14 protein-coding genes are annotated in these 23,393 nt (G+C 46.2%); 6 read left to right on the top strand and 8 right to left on the bottom strand.

Going from position 1 to position 23,393, the window contains the following annotated elements:
• Nucleotides 1-36: 36 nt before the first annotated feature.
• Complete coding sequence (locus K941_RS0105655) at nucleotides 37-1,491, bottom strand: SLC13 family permease (RefSeq protein WP_051225908.1); 1,455 nt, start codon at nucleotides 1,489-1,491, stop codon at nucleotides 37-39.
• A gap of 414 nt (nucleotides 1,492-1,905) precedes the next feature.
• On the opposite strand from K941_RS0105655, the gene xseB reads away from it, so the two are divergent.
• Entirely contained in the window at nucleotides 1,906-2,133 is a 228-nt protein-coding gene (gene xseB / locus K941_RS0105650) for an exodeoxyribonuclease VII small subunit (RefSeq protein ID WP_036387624.1), read from the top strand.
• A gap of 16 nt (nucleotides 2,134-2,149) precedes the next feature.
• Nucleotides 2,150-2,827 carry a TerD family protein gene (locus K941_RS14865; protein ID WP_051225907.1) on the top strand — a complete coding sequence of 226 codons (678 nt, stop codon included), beginning with the start codon at nucleotides 2,150-2,152 and terminating at the stop codon, nucleotides 2,825-2,827.
• Between the two features lie 403 nt (nucleotides 2,828-3,230).
• On the opposite strand, the gene K941_RS0105640 is transcribed toward K941_RS14865, so the two are convergent.
• The 6 genes from K941_RS0105640 to K941_RS0105615 form a co-directional block, all read right to left on the bottom strand.
• On the bottom strand, nucleotides 3,231-3,878 hold the full coding sequence (locus tag K941_RS0105640; RefSeq protein WP_029102846.1) for an ATP-binding cassette domain-containing protein: 648 nt from the start codon (nucleotides 3,876-3,878) through the stop codon (nucleotides 3,231-3,233).
• Between the two features lie 2 nt (nucleotides 3,879-3,880).
• Nucleotides 3,881-4,567, bottom strand: a complete 687-nt coding sequence (gene modB / locus K941_RS0105635; RefSeq protein WP_029102845.1) for a molybdate ABC transporter permease subunit — start codon at nucleotides 4,565-4,567, stop codon at nucleotides 3,881-3,883.
• An 89-nt stretch (nucleotides 4,568-4,656) separates the two neighbouring features.
• On the bottom strand, nucleotides 4,657-5,406 hold the full coding sequence (gene modA, locus K941_RS0105630; RefSeq protein ID WP_084137686.1) for a molybdate ABC transporter substrate-binding protein: 750 nt from the start codon (nucleotides 5,404-5,406) through the stop codon (nucleotides 4,657-4,659).
• 118 nt (nucleotides 5,407-5,524) lie between these two features.
• Entirely contained in the window at nucleotides 5,525-6,325 is an 801-nt protein-coding gene (locus K941_RS0105625) for an RNA methyltransferase (protein ID WP_036387623.1), read from the bottom strand.
• 22 nt (nucleotides 6,326-6,347) lie between these two features.
• Entirely contained in the window at nucleotides 6,348-10,142 is a 3,795-nt protein-coding gene (gene dnaE, locus K941_RS0105620) for a DNA polymerase III subunit alpha (RefSeq protein WP_029102842.1), read from the bottom strand.
• 287 nt (nucleotides 10,143-10,429) lie between these two features.
• A complete protein-coding gene (locus tag K941_RS0105615; protein ID WP_156892302.1) occupies nucleotides 10,430-10,594 on the bottom strand; it encodes a hypothetical protein in 165 nt (54 codons plus the stop codon).
• Nucleotides 10,595-10,825: 231 nt separating this feature from the next.
• Here K941_RS0105615 and K941_RS0105610 point away from each other — a divergent pair, with 231 nt between their 5' ends.
• The 3 genes from K941_RS0105610 to recD all read left to right on the top strand — a co-directional run bounded on the left by K941_RS0105610 (nucleotide 10,826) and on the right by recD (nucleotide 21,210).
• The gene (locus tag K941_RS0105610; protein ID WP_029102840.1) at nucleotides 10,826-15,100 is read left to right on the top strand and encodes an exodeoxyribonuclease V subunit gamma; all 4,275 of its coding nucleotides are present in this window, start codon (nucleotides 10,826-10,828) and stop codon (nucleotides 15,098-15,100) included.
• Entirely contained in the window at nucleotides 15,097-18,978 is a 3,882-nt protein-coding gene (locus tag K941_RS14860) for a UvrD-helicase domain-containing protein (RefSeq protein WP_051225906.1), read from the top strand. Before K941_RS0105610 ends, K941_RS14860 begins: the two co-directional genes overlap by 4 nt.
• A 117-nt stretch (nucleotides 18,979-19,095) precedes the next feature.
• Nucleotides 19,096-21,210 (top strand): exodeoxyribonuclease V subunit alpha, encoded by a 2,115-nt coding sequence (gene recD / locus K941_RS0105600; RefSeq protein WP_029102839.1) that lies wholly within the window; start codon nucleotides 19,096-19,098, stop codon nucleotides 21,208-21,210.
• Between the two features lie 134 nt (nucleotides 21,211-21,344).
• On the opposite strand, the gene K941_RS0105595 is transcribed toward recD, so the two are convergent.
• The gene (locus tag K941_RS0105595) at nucleotides 21,345-21,710 is read right to left on the bottom strand and encodes a hypothetical protein (protein ID WP_029102838.1); all 366 of its coding nucleotides are present in this window, start codon (nucleotides 21,708-21,710) and stop codon (nucleotides 21,345-21,347) included.
• Nucleotides 21,711-22,129: 419 nt separating this feature from the next.
• On the opposite strand from K941_RS0105595, the gene argJ reads away from it, so the two are divergent.
• A complete protein-coding gene (gene argJ, locus K941_RS0105590) occupies nucleotides 22,130-23,344 on the top strand; it encodes a bifunctional glutamate N-acetyltransferase/amino-acid acetyltransferase ArgJ (RefSeq protein WP_029102837.1) in 1,215 nt (404 codons plus the stop codon).
• Nucleotides 23,345-23,393: the final 49 nt, after the last annotated feature.

Here is a 23,393-nt window from a genome sequence, read left to right as displayed (position 1 = left end):
CATCACGACATGTTCATTTTACGAGTTAATATGGGATTATCTTAGGAAGAAGAAGGCCCATATTGTGACGATGGCGATGGATACCAAGTTTAGAATAAATCCAACACTCATCATCTCTTTTTGCTTGATGTAGCCTGTCCCCATGACGATGGCATTGGGTGGGGTGGCAACAGGTAGCATAAAGGCACAAGAAGCACCGATACCGATGACCATGATTAAGGCTTCGGGGGGCAGTCCAAGCTGTACACCAATCGGAGCAAATAGTGGCACAAGCAGGGCAGCAGAGGCGGTGTTTGAGGTAAATTCGGTCAAGAAAATGATGAATGCTGTGATGACCAAGATAACCACAAATATCGGGGCAACCGACAAGGCACCAGCGATTTGTTCGCCAAGCAAGGCAGAGGCACCCGATTCTTTCATGATATTGGATAGGGCAATACCGCCACCAAAGAGCATGAGTACGCCCCAGTCGGTATTATCAGACACTTGTTTCCAGCTAACCAAGCCGCAGGCAAGCACCGCAACTGCCGCTGATAGAGCGATGACGGTGTCGGGGGATTTAAAGGCGAACATCTCGCCAAGCTGTTTGCCAAAAATCCATGAAATGGCAGTGACCACAAATATGATAACAGTCAAAATGCGTGATATTGTCCATGGAATGACTTCATCGGTCATGACCACGGTTTGTTTGAGATTGGGTTTTAAAAAGATGTACATTGCCCCGAGCAAGGCAGGGAGCATGACAAGCATCATGGGTACGCCAAATTTCATCCATTCAACAAAGCTTAAATCCAGTGCTTTGGCGGCAATCCCGTTGGGTGGGGAGCCGATCATTGTCCCTAGACCGCCGATGCTGGCACAGTAAGCAATCCCCAGCAGGACGAATAAAAAGGTAGAGCGGTCTTTTTCTTTGTCAATCTGCCCCAACAGTCCCAATGCCAAGGGCAACATCATGGCGGCGGTGGCGGTATTGCTAATCCACATGGATAACATGGCGGTGGCAAAGAAGATGTAAAACACTGCTAAGCCCAGCTTGCCCCCTGCCAGTTTGACCAAGCCAAAAGCGATTTTTCGGTCAAGTTTTTGTACGTGCAACGTGGCTGCAAGGGCAAAACCGCCAAAGAACACAAAGATGATGGGGTCGGCAAAACTTGCCAAAGCTTTTTTGGTGTCAAATTCAGGCACGCCAATCAACACCGCAAGAATCGGCACTAAGATGGCGGTGGCGGTGACGTGGATGGCTTCGGTCAGCCATAAAGTGCCGATAAAGACAAGTATCGCTAAGCCTTTATTGACGTCAGTGCCAAACGGCATGACGTGATATAATATGATGGAGACGATGGCGGCGACGGCAAAAATAATCATGCCTTTGATGGCGTCTTTGGTAATGACACCCGATGGTGTTTCTTGATTGTCGCCAGCTGTAAAATCAGTATCTAAGGTCAGCTCTGGAACGTGTTCATGGGAGCTTGGTTTGTTTGGGTCAGTCATGATTTTCCTTTTTCATAAATACAATATCATTATTTGAAAACTCAATCATTGAAAATATCAAGCAATGAATATCATGCATAAAAATACCAAAATCAACTCTGTGTGTCTATATAAAATGCTTTGATTCATTCAAGGCAAGCGACCAAGCTGACATTGGCAGTAGTGACCGATGATGTGACTCACACATACATGCAAATTCTATTGTATAATAACAGAATTGTAACTATTTGAAAATAGTTTGTTGATTTGTTTTTAAAAAGCAGTGTACCCAACTTGCCTACTTGACCTGCTTGACAAATGTATTTTGTAACAAAAATACTTACAATAAAGGCAGAGAGCTTGATAAAATCCACTTGCTTGATAAGAAATGATTGGGTAAAATGGGACTTTTATTTAAAATTAACTGAGAGTAATATGTCCCAGAAGAGCAGTGATACCGCATCTTTGACAACTTTTAAAGAAGCCTACGAAATTTTAAAGCATAATGCTGACTCATTAGAACAAAGTCAGGCGTTAGACATTGACAACCTAGTGAGCGTGGTAGAGCAATCCATTGATGCTTATAAAGTCTGTCAAGAACGCATTAATGCTGTAGAACTGGCATTAAAACATGCCTTTGATGAGACTGCCTTAAAAAACTAACCCATTGACCAAATTTATGACTGATTTTAACCAACACAAAGATATGGGCAATTTGTCCTTAAAAACCTTTTTTGAATCCAAGACTCTGACTGAGCTTGGTGTGTATGGACAGACTTTGACGGTGTCCGTCAATTATGAAGCCTGCCAATTTGACAAAACGGGCATATTTGCTTTTGTCAGAAAAATACCCTTATTAAAGGGGCTGACCCCGTTTCGCTCGCCCACGCTTGACATGGACATAGACCTGTCCTGTGTGGTGCTAGATGGCTCACATCAAGTGCTAGATAAGATTTGGTATGCTAAGGTGCGGGGACTTGATGAGAGTGTGCGTCACGTTGGGTCACTGGTGGGAGCAAATAATTTTGAAGAAACGCTCATGCCCCAAGAGTTGATTCACGTCAAACTAAGCGAGTTGCCCAAGATGGCACAAAAGCTTGTGTTTGTCATGTCAAGTTATCATAAACATCCGCTTTGTCATGCCAAAAAAGGCATTACAAAAATCAGTGATGACGACAGCATCATTCATGACTATGAGTTGTCAACAATCACCGCAGGCGAGCATGCCGTTGTGGCGTGGGTGATGGAGCGTAATGGTGATGATTTTAGGATATCTGCCCCACAAAAAGGTCTTGGCAACTCATTTGACCCTGCCAAGCTAAACGATGAGTTGGATAGATTGGCAGGTGGTTTTTAACGGACTTTTGCAAGAACCCAATCACAATCAAAAGATGCTACAATAAACCAAACCGCCACCAACCAAATCATTCAACAGGACAAAAGCCCATCCAAGTGACGTCATGCGAGAACAATTTAAACACATACGTCCATTACTAGGGTGTGCCTACCATTGATAACATTTTTATAAAATACGATAAAATTTAAAGCTTTTATCAATTTTTGCATGAAAAATAGCTATCTGACCACTTAAATTTAAAAAGTTAAGTTAAAATCTTAAAATTTATCCAGTTAAGTGGTCGGATTGTTTTTCATAATAAAAACTTGTCTGATAGAAAACCCACAGCCTTTATTTTTTCCTTGAAAAACGTGCGATTCCCCTGCTTTTTTAAACAGGTATTTTTCATGACAAATGCCAAAGTTCAACACGCCCTACTCACCCGATACACACTCGATGTCAAAAATTCAATCTCTTGTATGTCATGACTGACGTACAGCATGGGAATGCTCATCGCTTTGATGTCTTGAAAAAACGGCAGAATTTCTTGTTTGTGTTCGCTATCTAGGGCGGACAGCGGTTCGTCCATGAGTAGTAGGTTGGGAGAGTATAGCAACGCTCGCCCGAGTGCCACTCGCTGTTTTTCCCCGCCTGAGAGTTTGGCGGGCAGACGTTTGGTTAGATGCCCCAGTTTTAATAGACTGATGATGTCATCAGGATGGAAACGACGGGCTGACTTATCACGGTGCCGATAGCCGAACAGCAGGTTGTCCATCACGCTCTTATGGGGGAGTAGTTGCCCATCTTGGAATACCAAACCGACCAGTCGGTCTTGTATGGATAAATTGATGTTGGCTTGTTTGTCGAACCATGTTACGCCATTGACTCTGATGTGTCCTGATGTGGGCGTGAAAATCCCTGCAAAGGCATGTAGAATACTGGTCTTGCCAGTACCGCTCGCCCCAAACAGCCCGACGATGTTGTCATCAAAACAAAACTTTGGCGATAGGGTGATTTTGCCTAGTTTTAGAATGACATCACAATCAAAGGTGGATTTGTCATGCGTATTCATTGCTACACCTTTTGTTTTTGCTGACGATGATACCACTGCGAGAAAAACAACGCCACAAATGCCACGCCGAACGAGAACGCCATCAGTCGCATGATGGCAACATCGCTGTCAGCCTGTTGTAGTAAGCTATACATGGCAAGGGGCAGGGTGCGTGTCTCGCCTGCGACGTTGCCCACGAACGTGATGGTCGCCCCAAACTCGCCCAAACTGCGACAAAATCCCAAAATCGCTCCAACGACGATACCGCTTGCCGACAAAGGCAGGGTCACTTTAAAAAACGTACCAATCCTGCTAGCCCCCAGACTTTTGGCGACCCATTCTAGGCGTGCATCAACCATCTCAAAGGCAAGGCGTGACGACTGCACCATCAAAGGAAAACCCATCACCGCACTGGCAAGCACCGCCCCTTTCCAGTTAAAGGCAAATTCTAGCCCCAAACTGCTCAAATGCTTGCCAATCATACCTTGATTACCAAATAGAACAAGCAGTACATAACCAGGGACGACAGGTGGTAGGACAAGGGGGAGATATACCAAGGTCTCAACAAGCGATTTGCCCCAAAACTGTGAGCGTGCCAAAAAATAACCCATCGTGATGGCAGGGATGAGATTGATGAGCAGGCAGGATAGAGCGATTTTAACCGATAAGCTGATGACTTCAAGCTCGTCGGGGCTGAGTGAAAATAGCATGGCAAATGATGATGGCAATGATGGCGACATTATAAAGCAAAATGGGCAATCTGGCTAATGCCCATTTGTAAGTGGTGTTCAATTATGATTTATTTTAACGGGGTAAATCCATGCTTTTTAAAAACTGCTTTGGCGTCGTTGGATTGTAAAAACTGATAAAATCGCTTGGCATTGTTGTTATTAGGACGGACAAGCCCTGCAGGGTAAATGATGGGCGTGTGACTGTTAGTGGGAAAAGTCGCCACGGTTTTTACCGCTTGGGTACTGATGGCATCAGTGGCATACACGATACCAAGTGGACACTCGCCACGGGCGACGAAATTTAAGGCGACTCGCACGTCTTCGGTCTCGACCAGTCTTGGTCTGATACTCTGCCACCACGTCATGTGCGTGAGTGCTTCTTTGGTGTATTTGCCTACGGGGACGCTGGTGGTATTGCCTGTGCAGAGTTTGCCTGTAAAACTACCACTAAGATTAAAATTTTGGCTCATCGTAACTTTGATAGGGTTTTTGGCAGGGCTGATTATTACCAAGCGATTGCCCAGCAAATGCGTGGTGTTGGCAGGGCTGATGAGATTTTTTCTATTAAGATAAGTCATCCATGCTACGTCTGCTGAGATAAATACGTCCGCCTTGCCACCTTGTTCTATCTGCTTGGCGAGCGTGCCTGATGATGCATAAGAAGTCTTTACTTTGGTACGGTATTTTTTCTCATACATTTTGTTAATCTCGCCCATGACATCGGTCAGGCTGGCTGCTGCATAGACGGTCACGTCAGCATGGGCGACAGGTAAGTTTAGCATGAGTGTGGACAATAGGGGCAGAGTCAAAGATTTCATAAAGGACACCAAAACAACCATTAAAAATTGACATAAGTTAAGAAAAAGCAAGATGACATGATTGTATAACAAAATCACACCCTAGCCCATTGCCCAAAAGTGGTAAGTTAGCCAATATTTAGCCAATCTTCTTATCAATCTTTGTCAATAATGCTCGCAGTAGGGCGTATTCTTTTTGGTCAAGTTGCAGGCGAGAAGATAGGCGTGATAAGCGTTTGGGCAGGTCTTTTAGTTCATCATCTCGGGCGAGATTGAGCTTGATGAGCAGGCTTGTGATGGCGTCATCAAGCCCCATCTTTTGGGCGTGGGTGATGGCAGGCTCATCCCATTCGGTGCGATGATGGATGTCAAGATGGTGTTTGAGATTGTGCTGATTATAATGGGTGTTATCTTTGGTTTTATCGCTGTTTTGCTCATCAAAATAAGCATAAAGCGTGCTTGTGATGACTTGTACGGCACTTGCCACGTTAAGCACAGGATAGGCAGGGTTGGCAGGGATTTGTACATGATAATCCGCCAGTGCCAGCTCGTCATTGGTCAGCCCTCTGTCTTCACGCCCAAAGACCAAGGCGATGGTTGCATTGGGGTTTTTAGCCAAAAAATCATGGCATAGCACTGCACACTTGTTTGGTGTGATGACAGGCTTGGGCAGATGGCGAGTGCGTGCCGATGCCATGACAATCAAGGCATGTGGCGATAGGGCGGTCTCGATGGTGTCAGCGATGATGGCGTCGTCTAGGACGGACGTGCCACCGGCGGCATTGGCGTGACTGGTCTCATCAATGGGCAGGCGGGGGGCGACCACGGTCAAATGGGACAGTCCCATGGTGTGCATGGCACGAGCTGCTGAGCCGATATTGGCAGGCAGGGTTGTATTAACCATGATGGTATGAATGCGGTTTAGGGGGGTGTTTGGCATGTCAATTCAACTAAATCAGGGCTTATTTCACCACCAAATCCGACCCAAAGGTATGTCTTAGGCGGTTTAGGTTGTTATCAGATGGATACAGGCGAAAGCGGTCATTCGTCAGCACTTTGCAAATACTGCATTCATCGTACAGATACAGCGACACAGGCAGACAGCCGTCGGGGGTGTTGCCATTTGCGTCAATGATGGCTCCCCCGTCTTCGGTCGTTGTCTCGGACTTGATGAATCTGGCAATCTCATCAGGGTTAGGCGGGACGTTCTCTTTTAGCAGATTGGTCAGTACCGACAGTCGCTCGGTGTCGTGGCTGTGTAGTTTGACGTGCAAGCCGTCCAACGATTTTAGGCGAGACTCGATGATGTTCTTACCCCCTTGCAGGCGAGCGAACAACCGTCCGTCATTTTCGCTGACACTAATGCGAGCGATGAGAATCACGCCGTTTAGGTTGTTTAGCTGTTCCCAGTCTTTTTTGTCAATCTTTGCCAATGTCTGCATGTTTAGGCGTTTGGGGTTGAAGTTTTTGTCTTCTTTGGTAAGATGGGCGTATTTTTGGCTTAGGACGGCATTTAGGCTGATGTTGCTTTCAAGCAGGGGTGAGATACGTTGGTATTTGTCCATATAACAGCTAAGCTCCAAGCGACAACTGCCGTCATCTAAGGTGATGGCGACACGGTTGCCAAAGTTTGCCACGTCTATCACTAGTCCTGCGACCAAGGCAAATTTGCCATAGCCCGTCTCGGATACTTCGCTTAGGTTTTTGACGTTGGTATAACGGGGCAACTCATCACGATAAGCGTCCATGGGGTGACCTGTCAGATACAGTCCCAACGTGTCTTTCTCGCCACGCAGGCGAGTTTGGTCGCCCCAGATGATGTCAGGCAAGGGCGGAGCGACAGACAGACCTTCGTCCACTTCGGCAAATAAGTCAAACGTACCTGCTTCGCTGTTTAGTCGGTTTTGGTGAGCCACTTCCATGGCTTGGGGCAGTTGCTCCCAAAGTCCGCCACGGATTTGGTAGGATAAGTTTTTGCCATGAATGTCAAGCAGTTCGGGGCGTAGCACGCCTGCTAGGTCATCAAAACAGCCGGCATTGATGAGAGCTTCTAAGGCACGTTTGCCGACTTTTTTGGTGTCCACACGGTTACAAAAATCGTATAAATCCTTAAAAGCCCCTTCGCTTCTTGCCTTGACGATACTGGCAACCGCGTCTTCGCCCACGCCTTTGACCGCTCCTAGCCCATAGATGATGGTTTTGGGGTCACGAGCGACGAAGTGAAATTGGCTGTGATTGACCGATGGCGGCAGCACTTCTAGGTCAAAGTTGTCCTTGCAGTCGCCGATTAAAAAGACCACGGTATCGGTGTCATCCATCTCCGATGTCAGTACCGCCGCCATGAACTCAGCAGGGTAGTAATGTTTTAGATAAGCGGTTTGGTAGGCAAGCACGCCATAGGCTGCCGAGTGCGATTTGTTAAAGCCATAGCCTGCAAATTTCTCCACAAGCTCAAAAATCTTAATGGCAAGCTTGCCATCCACGCCAAGCCCGATAGCTCCTTCTTCAAATACCGACCGCTGAGCTGCCATCTCTTCGGGCTTTTTCTTGCCCATGGCGCGCCTTAGCATGTCCGCTCCGCCTAGGGTGTAGCCTGCTAGGGTCTGGGCGATTTGCATGACCTGCTCTTGATAGACAATGACCCCATAAGTCGGCTCTAAGGCAGATTTTAGCCAGTCGTGCTGATATTGGGGGTCAGGGTAGGCGACTTCTTGTATGCCGTGCTTGCGGTCGATAAAGTCCGACACCATCCCCGTCTCCAAAGGACCGGGGCGGTACAAGGCACACATGGCGATGACGTCTTCGATGTTGGATGGTTTTAACTGTTTTAGGTATTTTTTCATGCCCGAGCTTTCAAGTTGGAACACTGCCGTGGTGTTGCCATTTTGTAGGACATGCTCATACACCGCCGTGTCATCTAGGGGCAGTTCATCTAGGTCAATGGGGTCTTTGCCTTCTCTGGCAAGGCGTTCATCGATGTTGTTAATGGCGGATTTGATGACGGTCAGGTTTCTAAGTCCCAAAAAGTCAAACTTTACCAGTCCGACCGCTTCGACATCATCTTTATCATACTGACTGACAAAATGCCCTTCATCATCGGCATAAATGGCACTAAAATCACTGATACGATTCGGGGCGATGAGTACGCCCCCTGCGTGCTTACCGACGTTACGGGTCATGCCTTCGAGTTTTTGTGCCATCTCCCAAATCTCAACCGCCTGTTCGTGGTCTTGGGTATCGGCATTGGTGAGCAAATCTTTTAATAAAGGCTCTTCTTTGACCGCGTCTTCAAGCGAGATACCGGGGGTTTTGGGGATGAGTTTGGAGATTTTATCGGCAAGACCGTATGATTTGCCCTGCACCCGTGCCACGTCTCGCACCACAGCCCTTGCCGCCATCGTACCGAAGGTGATGATTTGTGAGACCGCCATTCGCCCATAAGTATCGGCAACATAAGCGATGACACGGTCTCGCCCTTCGATACAAAAGTCCACGTCAAAGTCAGGCATGCTGACACGCTCAGGGTTTAGAAATCTCTCAAAGAGCAAATCATACCGCAAGGGGTCTAAGTCGGTGATGTTTAGGCTATACGCCACCAGCGAGCCTGCCCCCGAACCACGCCCCGGCCCGACAGGCACGCCATTTTCTTTTGCCCAGCGGATGAAATCCATCACGATGAGAAAGTAGCCGGGGAAGCCCATTTTTAAGATGATGTCCACTTCAAATGCAAGGCGTTCATCATAAGGCTTTCGCACGTCCGCCCAGCTCTCATCTCGACTCTCGGGCGGATAGAGTTTGTCTAATCGTCTGTTTAGTCCATCTTCGGATGTTTTGCGGAAAAACTCTTCTTCGGTCATGCCTTTGGGTATGGGAAAGGCGGGCAAAAAGTTTTTGCCAAGGGTGAGCGTGACGTTGCAGCGAGAGGCGAGCAGGGCGGTGTTTTCAATGACTTGGGGGATGTCAGCAAACAAAGCATTCATCTCGCTTTGGGTTTTAAAATACTGTAACTCACTATAAGTGCGGGGGCGTGTGGTGTCCGCCAGCACATAGCCACTGGCGATACACACACGCGCTTCGTGAGCGTCAAAGTCAGTGCTGGCGGTGTCTTCTTTGCCTTGACTTCGGACACTGGCGTTCATAAAACGCACGTCATTATGAGCGATGATAGGCACGCCAAATCTCGCCCCTGCCATGATGATGTCACGGTTTAGGTCGTCATCGTGGACGTGGGTGCGTTTGACCGCCAGATACAGACGGTCGCCAAAGGCTTGTTGCCATGTGCTTATCGCATTCATTCCCCCACGCAAGGCGGACGTTATCTCTGAGCGGTGCGTGAGTATGGCGATAATCCCTGCGTTTTTGGCAGGGTCGAACAAATCTTGCTTTAACACAATGGGCGTGCTGACCGTCACTTTGCCGTTTTCGCTCATGGGTCGGTTGGTGTAGCCGTCTGAGACTAGACGTAGGATGTTTTGGTAGCCGTCGTTGTTCATGGCGTAGAGTATGACGCTAAAACTCTCATGCTCGGCGGTCGCACTAAAATCATCGCCCGTGATGACTTCCGTGCCAAGCAAGGGCTTGACACCAGCGCCAATGCAGGCTTTATAAAACTTGACTAGGGCAAAGGTGTTTTTAAAATCGGCAATGCCCAAGGCGGTCTGTCCGTCATCCACGGCACGTTTGACCAACTCTTTGATTTTGACGATAGAATCAACAATGGCGTATTCGGTACGCACACCCAAATGCACAAATGACATAAATTCGCTCTGTTTTAATTTTTAAATGGGTTTGGGAAAATAATTGGCAAAATAAAAGGTTATTGACTATATAGATGATTTTTAAAATTTAAATGGTTTTTAAAATTTTCATGTTTAAAATGAGTCGTGTTTATTCATGGTATTTTGGTAAATTTGCTAGGAAAAATATATTTACAAAAATGACTGATTGATTTTAAAAAAATTGTCATAAAGCAAACCGCCATTTTTCCCGACAAATCCATTTAATTTAACTTAACATATCATTCATTTAAAACGCCAACACGCCATCACAATGCCACGGGTATGGGGTTAATCTCTTGGCTGTTTTGATAAAATCCCACGCCTAGCGACATCACAAACAGCAACACAAACACCGCCAAGACACCCAGCACGGCTTTTTTAAGATAAGGATAGCATTTGGAGCAGGCGTGTTTGAGGTCGGATTTTTTCATCATATTAATCAATGGGTTGGGGTTTGTTTTAATATACCCAAAAAACTTCAAAATTAACACAAACGCAATAAACCCGTGGTAAACATCAGGCTTGTTAGGTATAAACTTATCAATGATTGCTAAATGGGGTTATTATAACATGGAAAATTTACCAAAATCACGGTAAAATTAAGGAAATTTTCGGGGTCATCCCAGTCATCATCTTATCATCAATACCGAGCCGATTTGTCCATGTTTCATATCATCCAGTCCAATAACACCGACCGTCTTGTGGGTCATCTGATTGATTTTTATCAAAAAAATAACGCAGAGGATGACCTTGCCCATCTGATTTTTACCCCGTTCACCGTCATCGTGCCGTCCATGGTGTTGGGCGACTGGCTGACCAAGACCGTGGCGAGCCGTATGGGCATCAGCACGCTGTTTACCGCCCAGTTTTGGGGCAAATACCAGTGGGGCATAATGAAAACGGTGTTGGAGCTAGATACGCAGGCATACCCCCATGACGCTCTGTCCGTGCCAGAAGTGGCGGTTTTGTCGGCGTCCATCATGCGTTGGCGAATTTTTGGCTTTGTGATGAGTGAGTTTGAAAAAAATAACCGACTGCTTGACGATACGGCTCATCCACTGTATTTTTTGATAAAACCTTTGTATGATGACGATACAGACACTCTGCCCGAGACTCGGCTGTGGCAGGCGTGCGATGAGTTATCACGCCTATATGTGCGGTATCTGACCCATCGCCCCGAGTGGCTCCGTGACTGGGCAAATGGCGTGTCGCTTAACGATACCGTCAAGCAGATGATGAGCGAGAAAGAACGACTGGACAAAGCCTTTGGAGTGATACAGTCGAGCGATGATAATGATAATGACAAATCTGATAAAACCAATGCCAGCGACATGCCTGAGTGGCTCGTAGAACATTATCTGGATTTGGAGCGACTGCTTGGCTATCTGTGGCAACAGCTTTTTGGCGAGACGTATCGTTATCGCTTGGCATTAGAAGAGCGTTTTTGGCAGGTGCTGTCAGGCAAGCGAGACGGCACGGCTAACAATACCAATCATGCCGACCATACCAGTGGCGAATCATTGTCCATGCGTGCCATACAGGCTTTGCCCAAAGCCCTGTATCTATTTACCGTGCAACAAATCCCCAAAGTGGAGCTTGATTTTTTAAAACAGCTGTCTTTGTATTTGGATGTGGTACTACTGCACTTTAATCCATCGATGATGTTTTGGGCGGACATCGTGGACAGACAATGGCTAAAAACCCAGCAAATCATCCGTCCGCACATGGTCTATCTCAAAGACTACGGGCATGGGCTGTTATCACGACTGGGCAAAGAGTCCCGAGACACCTTTGCCATGCTTGCCGACTTATCGGGGGGCGACAGCCACGCCACATGGCAGGTGCATTGGCAGGATGATTTTGATGAATCCGTGCCTGAGAGTGGCACACTGCCGAACCTACTACAAAGCTTAAAGGCAGACATTCTCATGCTAAACCATGACAAGGACGTCCATGAGCAGGCAGGCGGACAAGTCGTGGCAACCTTGCTTGATGATAAGCTGTTTGCCCATGCTGATGATGTGGCAGATGATACGCTCATGCAAAAAGTCCGCCCCAAGACACCGCTTGGGCTAGACATCGGGGCGGACATGGGCAGTCTGTCCATACACGCCTGCCATAGCCTAAAACGCCAGTTGGAGCTGTCTCGGCTCATGATAGCCAAATATCTTAACGACAACCCAGAGCGACGCCTTGCCGATGTGGTCGTGCTACTGCCTGACATTATCAGTAGCGAAGACATCATTCGCTCGGTGTTCCCTGACGGACGGGGGGCGGACGGGCTGACCTTGCCCATCAAAATCACAGGCACGCCCGATAAGAGCATCGATGAGCTGACGGGGGCTATCATGGGCTTTTACACTCTGCTTGGCGAACCGACCAGTCGGTTTTATGCTGACGAAGTCTATGAATGGCTACTGACCCCTGCGTTATATGAGAGCTTTGGGCTGTCGTTTGATGAGATGAGACGGGGTGTGGAGCTACTAAGGCAGGCAGGGTTTAGACGGGGTTTTGATGAAAGGCACTTATCGGCGACGTTGCACGCTGATGACAGCGATTATCGCTATACGTTTAGCCATGCCTTAGACCGTTTGGTGTTGGGGTTATTGACTCCAACCAAAACCCCAAGCCGTGCCTTACATTCCTTTGTGTGGCGTGCAGGGGTGTTTGGTGAAGCAAGCCTACCGCTCATGGGCGTAAGTCTGGGCGACGAGCCTGTGATTCATGTCTTGACCGCCATCCATGCGGGGCTATCTGCCAACCGCCAACAGCTCACCGCCGTGGACAGCGTGGAGCGACTTTTGAACCACATCGAGCATGATGTCATCAACCGCTACTTTGGGCATTGGCATGACAGCGTTGCCATGCGGGCGATTTTTAACACCAAAAACGCCATGATGAGTAGCCTGCGAGCGAACCGCTATTATCATCGACATCTGACCGTGGGACAGGAGCAGGTCGGCAGTGTAGCAAGTACTGATGAGATTCGCCTGTCGATGAAGTTCGTGTTGGAGAGCCTATCCGAGACGGTCAAGGCACAGGCGATTAGTGCCGAGCCATCAGAAGTCATTACCTTTGCCCGCTTTGGGGCGGTGCGGAGTATTCCTTTTGGCATGACGGTCATGCTGGATATGAATTTGGCGTCCTTTCCACGCCAAGACAGGGCGGTGCGACTCGATTTGATGCGTGCCGGGGTGCGACGACTGGGCGACCGCTATAACGAAGATGATGATAATGGGGCGTTTTTGGATGCCTTGTTATGCACCAAAGATGCGTGTGTGATTTTTTATCAAGGGCTAAGCAGTGATGGCAAAACCAAGCTGTTACCTGCGTCTGTTGTCGGCGAGCTGATAGAGTTTTTAAAAACCGAAGCCCAGTGGCGGGCTGACGGCATGGATGATTGGCAAACAGGTGCAGGGATAGAGACAGACGGCATGGATGATGACATTACCACGCTCATCAATCAGCTCATGCCTGTCCTAGTCGAAGATTATCTCATCACTTACCATAGCCCGACATTCTTTGACAAGGCGGTGTATTATCATGATGACCATCAGATGACCCCTACTGATGATGTGGCAGGACAGCTCAAAGCACACCTAACAGCGAGACTGACCGCCCTAAAACACCGCCAAAAACAAGCCCTGCCCCCGCCACAGCTGTGGCAGGACATCCGCCACACCCTAGACAGCCCAGTCGCCACGCCACCGCCATCATCACTCATCATGGATGATATGGCAGTGCAAAAGTTGGCAGACTGGCTTGGGCAGTCCTTGGCTTGCCCAGATGATAAGACACTTGCCCGTCATATCAAGGCGATGTGCGAGCATTATGAGCTGACTTTGCCGACACACATGCAGGCAGGCGAGCTTATCGGTCGTTTTAAAAACCTAAGCAAAACCTACTTACATGACAAAGTCAAGATTGACAAAGAACGCACCCCCGATGAGCAAAACGAGCCGTTGAGCCTAGATTCATTGGCCAATTATCACATGAATGAACTGTTCATCCGTGGGGCACAGTTTGGGCTGTTTGACACGCAGACGGGCGATGAGTCATTTCGGCAGGTGCTAGACACCATGAGCAGGGCAAGCGACCATCGCCATAATGACGCCATCTTTGCCATGCAGTCGCTGTATTATGGCGACCGACTGCCAGCAGGGCAGTTACGCTTATCCACGCCTGATGAGTACTTTACCGAGCTCAAAGACGACCTTGTCGAGTTTGGCAATACCCTAGATACGCTCAGACAGGATGAGCGTTATGCCATGACATTAGGTGCGATGGGCGGTCTGCTAAGCATCACTTCTGAGCAAAGTGTCCCGCTCATCTGTGATGACATCCACATTGACATCACCGTCAGTCTGCCGACCGATGACCCATCTGGCACACCTGACCTATCGTGGCGAACCATCTTGCCAAACTCTGCCCGAGCTGAGCATTTATTCCGTTTTTTTGTTCATCATCTGTTGTGGCAGATGACGGGCGATGATGATAAATTTAGCCTGTGGCAATACCGCAAGGCAGGTGGGGACACTCATCTGGCAGGGCGGACATTTGCCATCGGGGGCATTGACACACGCACCGCCAAAGCTCATATCCTAAACCTAATCGTATTGGCACAGCTTGCCAAACGTGAGCTGATTGTCATGACGCACCGAGACGCCTTGGCATACATCGCCCACAGTCAGACAGATGATGCAAAAATCACGCCTAAGCTGTTTGAAAAATGGATAGGAAAACCCAGCAATAATGATGATAGGATTTACGAAACCGACAGTCGCCATGAGGCATGGCAGTTGGCATTACAAGGGGCTGACCCCTACAAAGCCTTGACGACGTATCTGCCCTTAGCGTTGCCACTGTATCAGCTGATGTTTGGCTCGCTGATTGCCATTGATAAGTTAAATGAAAAAAGTGATAAGGATAATAAATGACAAATCTGACCGACATCCCTGCCATTGCTTGCACGCTCAGTAAAGGCTATTTGATAGAAGCGTCCGCAGGCACGGGCAAGACATGGACATTGACCGGCATTATTTTACGGCTATTGATAGAGAAAAAATACGCCCCCGAGCGTATCATCGCCACGACCTTCACACGAGCATCCGCCAGAGAAATGCAAGAGCGGATACAGGCTCGTATCAGTAGTTTTTATCGCTATGTCTCTTGGCTAAACGGGCAAAAGGCAACTCATGCCCACTGGTTTTATCACGCCCAAGATACGGACAGCGATACCGTCAGAGACATCAATGAGACATGGGGGCAGATAGTAGAGCAGGCAGGTGTGGCAGGCATTGCCGACCATGATGACCCGATTAATGAGCATTTGATAAAACAGCTTATCACAGACAGCGACCCTAACGCCTTGACGTTGGCGATTCGGCGGTGTTCACTCCTACTTGCGACCTTGGATAAGCTGTTTGTGGGGACACTAGACAGTCTTGCCCAAAAGTGGCTCAAAGAATTTGCCGACCAAATCGGCTATCAGATGAACACCGAGCTTAGCACGAGCAGCAATGAGCTAACCTGTGCTCTCATTCATGACGCCCTACGCCGTGAGCATGTGCGAGTGGCTCAGTTGCCACTGTATGCACTCATTGATAAGGCGGTGTTTAGCGATGTCGGTTCGGCAAATCAAGCGGTTACCGTGGCACTTAATTTCTATGACGCTCCCATCGATACCATGGCAAGTGTGGATGACTATTTGGCGATGTTGGATAAACGGCTGATGTCTGTCTTTGAGATTATATCGGTCTTTGAGCCGTTTTATGAGCTTGATTATATGTTGGCATTCGGGTTTATAAATCGTGGAAAAGCTGTCAAAGAATTTGGACGTTTAAAAAATATCATGGAAATGATAAAAATCCATCGATTGGATTTTGTGAATCATATCAGTGATGAAGATAAAAGTTTTTTGGATAAGTTAGAAGATATTAAAAAAGAAACAAATTTTAAAAAAGGTTTTGAAAATAACAAACAAGCCTTTCTTGCTTTGCCGTTGGATAAATTATTAATCATCCGTGAAACAGTAACTGCCATCAAGGAAATTGCTGATTATTATAAATCCCATCTGTATCAAACCATCGCCAAGGACGTGCGGGTATTATTAAAAAGCACCTTAGAACGTCAGCACAAAAGCACCTTTACTTTTCAAATGGTGCGACTCATCGAAGCCTTAGAGCATAGCCCTGAGCTGGCAAGACACATTCGCCATCATTATCCTGTGGCACTCATTGATGAATCCCAAGATATTAATGGACTGCAAAAACGCTTAATAGAGCTTGTTTATTTGGATTATTTTAAAGAAAGGCGAGGCAAAGGCAAATCTAGCACGGGATTTTTATTATTGGTTGGCGACCCCAAGCAGGCGATTTATCGTTTTCGGGGTGGGGATGTTGCCAATTATAACAGTATTAAACATTATGGGCAGACTGATATATTACCGCCTTTATTAAACAGCGAGCTGAAACTCACGACCAACCGCCGTTCTAATAGCGAGTTAATCGACAGTTTAAATCACTGGTTTGCCCATCAAGATAACGCCCATAATCCTGCTTATCTGGGCGACGGCATTTATTATCAGTCCATCACCGCCCACAAAGAGCAGAGTTTATTATCATGGCAATATTTAAATAAGCCAGAATTGCCTGATTATTTGGGGTATAAGCCATTAACATTATTGCATTTGCCTTATAAAAAAGATGATGACAATAAAAAGCTGGATAAATACCAATACATCGCTCATCATATTAATAGCTTATTGCAAGGCGGACATACCCTTGATGATAAAAAAATCAAACCTGATGACATTGCGGTATTGGCACGCACCAAAAAAGATTTAGCACAACTAAAAAAACAGTTGGATAAATTGGGCATTCCATCGATTTCGCCCAATGACATCAATGTTTTTACCACAGAGTCGGCAAAAGATTTATATGCCCTACTCACTGCCATGATAAGTCAAGAGCGAGAGATTTTAGGGCGACTTTTTATTACCCAATTATTTGGTTATGAGTTAAGAGAAGTTACTGATTTATTAAATGATGAACAAATCATCCAGTCCGTTGTTTTTTATTTAAAAGAATGCCATCAGCGATTTTTAAAATATGGCATTGCCAGTGCTTTGACTTATGCTTTATTACACCATCCGTTATCCGATGATAATCTGTGGCAAACATCTGCTAAGGCAGGCGAGCGATATTTGGCGGATTTGTGGCAACTGACCGAACTGATAGGGCGAGAATACACGCATCAGGATAATAATGAGATAAAACTCATGAATTGGCTCGCCGATAAAATGACAGGACAAGATGATAATGAAGACTATCAGCAGATGATATTACCAAGCGAGTCGGGCGTGAATCTCATGACCATTCACAAGTCAAAGGGTTTGGAATTTCCCATTGTCTATGTCATGAATTTAGATGACCCTGCCACAAGTAAGAACCACAAAGACATGTTTTATGCTTATAGTGATGAGCGATACAACCGCCGTATCTCCCCCATCAAAGATAAAGTGGCTGATAATGAGATAATAAGCGATTATTATAAAATCAAACAAAACCAAGAATTACTTGATGAGCGTTTGCGAGTAGGTTATGTGGCATTGACCCGAGCATCAGAGCAGACTTTTGTGGTCGGTCAGGATTTATATAATGCTGGTCAAATAGATGAGCGACCATTGTTTTTATGGTTCGATTGTAAACAGAAAGATATCATATTGCCCGAGCGACTGACAGATAAAGTAGATGTCATTGATTTGGCAAAATCAGAACAGCTGATAACCGATAACTATCAAGGCGATGATGTGGTATTGACCCCGATACATTATCAGCCATGGCAGGCGGTATTTGCCAAAGCGTATTTTTATGGGGCGTCCAAGACCAGTGCCACGGCATTGATGAGTGTGTTTGATAAACCATCAGTGATGGATGATGATAATGCCATCGATGATGAGATAACCATCATTCCACAAATGGCGACAATCACAGATGATATTATCCCTTATCCTGAGAATGACATTCGACCATTATTTGAAAAAGGCGTGAATGCAGGAACGTTTTTACATCATTTATTACAATTTATCGACACCAATGATAAAAATAACATCAGCAGTCGCATTGATGATGAGATTCGCCAATTAAACTTTGCTCATGCTTATCACAGCACTCATGGCGACATATCGCATGAATCAAATGATGAATTAGTTAATGAATTGGTTAATCAGGCTGTATTAAACCATCATCAAGCATTGGTAGAATGGATGTATGACATTAGCCATACACCATTTTTATCATCAAAGATAAGTTTGAGTGCATTAGCTCCTAATCACCTTGTCAAAGAAATGTCTTTTACCATAAGATTGACCGAGTCATTTAATATTAATGAGCTAAATGAGATATTTAAAGCACACAGTGATAAAGAGATAATACTTACCGAGCAAAACCCATCTGCTTATTATAAATATCTCAATGGCGAGATGGATTTGGTTTATGAACATCAAGGCAAGTTTTATGTTGTGGATTATAAATCCAACTTTATCGGCGAGAGTCTGTCGCATTATCGCCATGACTCATTAGAATCCGCCATGAACAAAGCAGGCTATTGGCTCCAAGCATGCGTGTATCAAGTGGCATTGCACCGTTTATTAAAATTACGCATAAAAGATTATGTCGGGCGTGAAGAGCAGTATTTGGGAGCGGTGGAATTTGTCTTTTTGCGGGGCGTGGATAAGCATGACCCAACTTTGGGGCATATCGCTTGGCAAGTGCCATTACCACTTATTTATGCGTTAGATAAATTGTTTGGATGAATTGTTTGACTAAATGATTTGATTAAGTTTTTAAATGATTTAATTGCATAATTCGACTAAGACCGATTAACAAGCGTTATTTATTTTAAAACAAACCGCCAAGATAAAAGGAAATCCATGAATACCCCTTATCAAAACAACATCGCCCAATATCTCACCAGACGCATGCAGGATAATGCTAACTGGTATCATGAGACAGGGCGTATTGATGACTTTGTATTTAATACGGCTGATGAGACGATATTTTGTTTGATTCATTTTGTCATCAGTCAGTTATTGCATGACGGGCATACGGTGTTAGTATTAAATAGGCATGATGATATTAATAATACCCAAAATACCGCCCATGACAAATTAAGCCCGTGGCAGTTGTCAGTATTACATCCTATCATCTCGCTTATTAGCGATAAAGTGGGTGATGAGTTCGATTTTAATGCTATTTTTGGGCGTATTGATGAATTGTCAAATGATAAAACGGCTTTGGTTCATTATATTCATCACACCCAACATGACCTAAAAGAGCGATATTATCAGCACAGTATTATCACCAAAAGCCACAGCCATCAGTCAGATGAGCAGGTGGTGACACAGCTTGGCGAGCTGATGATTTGTGCATTGCGTTTTTATTATGTGACGAGTATCACGCTGGGTCGGGATTTTGATGAGTTTATCAAGCGACTATACGCCAACCCTTTCTTTGTTCATGGCAATGATGAAAAGCCAGATAGGGCGGTGGTGTTTTATCATGATGATAATACGCTGTATCTGTGGCTCGGTCGCAGTTATCAAGCGGAGCGTGAGCTATTGTCTGCCATCCATGAGATTCGCCACAGTCCCATCCACGCCCTAGATTTGCCCATCAATCCATCGCTAAATCCCGAGCAACAGCAAGCCATCAGACAGGTGGCGAGCGAGCCGTTTAGTATCATCACGGGTGGACCGGGAACGGGCAAGACTTTTACGGTCGCACAGATTGTACTGGCGTTGCACCATGCCATATCAGATATGGGCGGAGAGCTAAGTCTGGCACTGGTCGCCCCCACGGGCAAGGCATCACAGCGGATGGCGGAGTCGCTTCAACACGCACTCTCGGGCAGTCAGACCAACATCAATCTGCCTGAGCCGATGACCATTCATCGCCTGCTTGGCATTGGCATGAGTGGCACGCCCCGCTATCATGCATCAAACCCACTGCCGTATGAGCTGATTATCGTGGATGAAGCGTCCATGCTTGGCACCGAGCTGGCACGCCATCTGCTCTGTGCCGTCAAGCGTGGGGCTAGGATTATCCTACTTGGCGACGCTCATCAGCTCTCGGCGGTGGATGCAGGAGCGGTGCTGGCGGATTTGTGTCGCATACCGAGCTTGATGACGGCACGCACGCATTTGGTCTTATCCAACCGTTTTTCTAAGGATTCGGGCATTGGGCGTTTGGCACAGCTTATCAATCAACCAGAAAACATCGCCTTTGACAAGCTCATCGCACTCATTCATCAAGAGAGCTATTTGTCATGGATGGACATTGCCTTTTTGACAGCACAGCCGTCATTGTTGCGACAGCAGTTTTATAAAAACATCGCTGATGAATATATGACTCCTGATGGCTTTTTTGCCTTAACCAAAACATTAAAAAAACAGTTTGCCACATATGGCGATGATGAAAAACAAACACAGCTACAAGCATTAAATGAGCGGTTTAATCAATATCGCATTTTGACCGCATCACATATCGGCAGTTGTGGCGATGAGCTGATTAATGGCTTTATTGAATCATTGCATCGTGAATATCTAAAACTGCCGACGGTAAAATCGCCTTGGTATCATGGTCGTCCTGTGATGATATTAAAAAATCGCTATGATTTGGGATTGTTTAATGGCGATATTGGCATTTGTTTACAAAGTGGCAAACGAGGTCATGAATTATCGGTGTATTTTGGCGATTCGGTTAAAGGCTTGCCGATTAATATGCTAGACGGCGATATTGCCACAACCGCCTATGCGATGACCGTGCATAAATCACAGGGGTCAGAATTTGAAAAAGTCGCTGTGGTCTTTAATGATGATAACGAGCGTTTATTATCCAAAGAACTCATTTATACCGCCATTACCCGTGCCAAAACCAAAGTGGCAATATACAGCACCGAGCAGGCATTATTAAAAGCGGTTAATACCCCGACAATCCGCCAAACAGGACTATTGGTGCATGATGACATAAAAAGTGGGGTGAATTGAAAATGGGTTTTTAAAAATGCTAAATATAAAATTTAAGTTAAAGTCAAATTTGTTAAATTTAAATGATTGATTTGAAAAATAAAAACATTGGGATAAATATTTACCCCAATGTTTTTATAAAAAAGATGAATATTTTATTGACATTGAAATTTAATAAAATATTCATAATCATCATCACGGCTTAGCTCAGGCGAGCCTGTACCGAGTATCGTGCCGACCACTTTTGCCCCTTGTTCCATGACTCGCCCCATACGTTCGTCCATCATGCCATTGTAGGTGGTGGTGTCATTGATGATGACAGGGGTTTTGTAACCGCATTGGGCTTTGGCGGACGCTAGGGCGTTGTTTTGGGCGGTGGCTTTGGTCTTGCCCAGTCCTGTGGTCTCAAACGTGTTATCCGCCCGAGCGATGACAGGGCTAGTCGGCGTGCTTTGGCAAGCGGTCAAGCCCATGGCAACTAGGGCGATGGCACCGACAGAGCGTAGGGTGGTGATGTTCATAAGGTATTCCTGATAATAAAATAAAAGTATATCGTAACAACGTGGCAATATATGACAAGTCATTAACATAACCATGCTTAGCCATTTTAACAAAACTTATTTTCTCATTATTATCACAATGGTAATGTTTTGTCTTTATACTTATTTAACATAATCTTTTTTTAAAAATGCAATCATAAACCTCTAAAATCAATACAAGTCTAGTAATATGTGGGTGTAGGGACGTGCTGGGCACGTCCTTTGGCGGTATCAATTTTTATGGGCGTGCAAAAACAGCCCTGCAAAGCCTGTGGAGAATATTTGATTTGTTAAGCGTAATAAAACAAAACCATCCGCATGATTTTATCCCATAAATTTTTACAAAAATACACAAATTTTTGGTACAATGGTTTTATTTTAAATTAAATAAGGAAAAACCCATGCCAGTCGGTGATGTCAGTCTTGTGCCATTATTGCCCGTTGATGGTGTAAAAATCGGCATTTGTGAAGCAGGTGTCCGCTATGCAAACCGCCGTGATTTGACGGTGTTTGAGATAGAGGACGGGGCGAGCGTGGCGGTCGTTACTACCCAAAACTACTTTGTGGCAGCCCCTGTGCAAGTGGTGCGTAAACATATCCAAACGCACACGCCACGCTATTTACTTATCAATACAGGCAACGCCAATGCAGGCACAGGGCAGGACGGCATAGATAGGGCGTTGGCGACTTGTCAGGCGTTGGCGGATAAAACAGGCGTGAATGCGTGCGAAGCGTTGCCGTATTCTACGGGCGTGATAGGCGAGACTTTGCCGAGCGAGCGGATTATTGCAGGGCTGGATAAGGCGTTGGCGGATTTGACAGCCGATAACTGGCTAAACTCTGCCCACAGTATCATGACGACCGACACCACCCCCAAAGGACATAGCGTGCAGACCACGATAGACGGCATGACTTACACGGTAACGGGTATCAGCAAAGGGGCGGGTATGATACGCCCAAACATGGCGACCATGCTTGGCTTTGTGGCGACAGACGCTCATATCAGCCCAGAGCTGTTACAGAAAATCTTGGTGGATTTGACTAATCAATCCTTCAATCGCATTACCATTGACGGCGATACGTCCACCAATGACTGTTGTACACTCATCGCCACAGGCAAGGTGGGGGGCTTGATAGACAGCGAAAACCATGTCCATTATCAAGCCATTTACCAAGCCATTAAAGATGTGATGTTAAAAATCGCCCAGCTCATCGTACGAGATGGTGAAGGGGCGACCAAGTTTATCACGGTCAAGGTAACAGGCGGTAAGACCACGGACGACTGTGCCAAAGTCGCTTATGCGGTGGCTCACTCACCCCTTGTCAAGACGGCATTTTTCGCGTCCGACCCGAACTGGGGGCGGATTTTGGCGGCGGTGGGTTATGCAGGCGTGCCATTTGACCAAAGCCGTGTAAGCGTGTCGCTAGACGAGATTGCCATTTGTCAGCGTGGCGGACTGGCGGACGGTTATACCGAAGAGCAGGGGCAAGTGGTCATGAGTCGCCCTGAGATAACCGTCAGCATTGATTTGGGGCAGGGTGATTGTACCGATACGGTTTATACCTGTGATTTGTCGCATGAGTATGTCAGTATCAATGCCGATTATCGTTCATAATTCACACAAGGCAAATCATTGCATTTGCCTTACTTTTTCCTAAACACAA

The organism is Moraxella caprae DSM 19149 (assembly GCF_000426885.1).
Lineage (GTDB): Bacteria > Pseudomonadota > Gammaproteobacteria > Pseudomonadales > Moraxellaceae > Moraxella > Moraxella caprae.
This window is presented reverse-complemented; position numbering and strand designations above follow the sequence as displayed.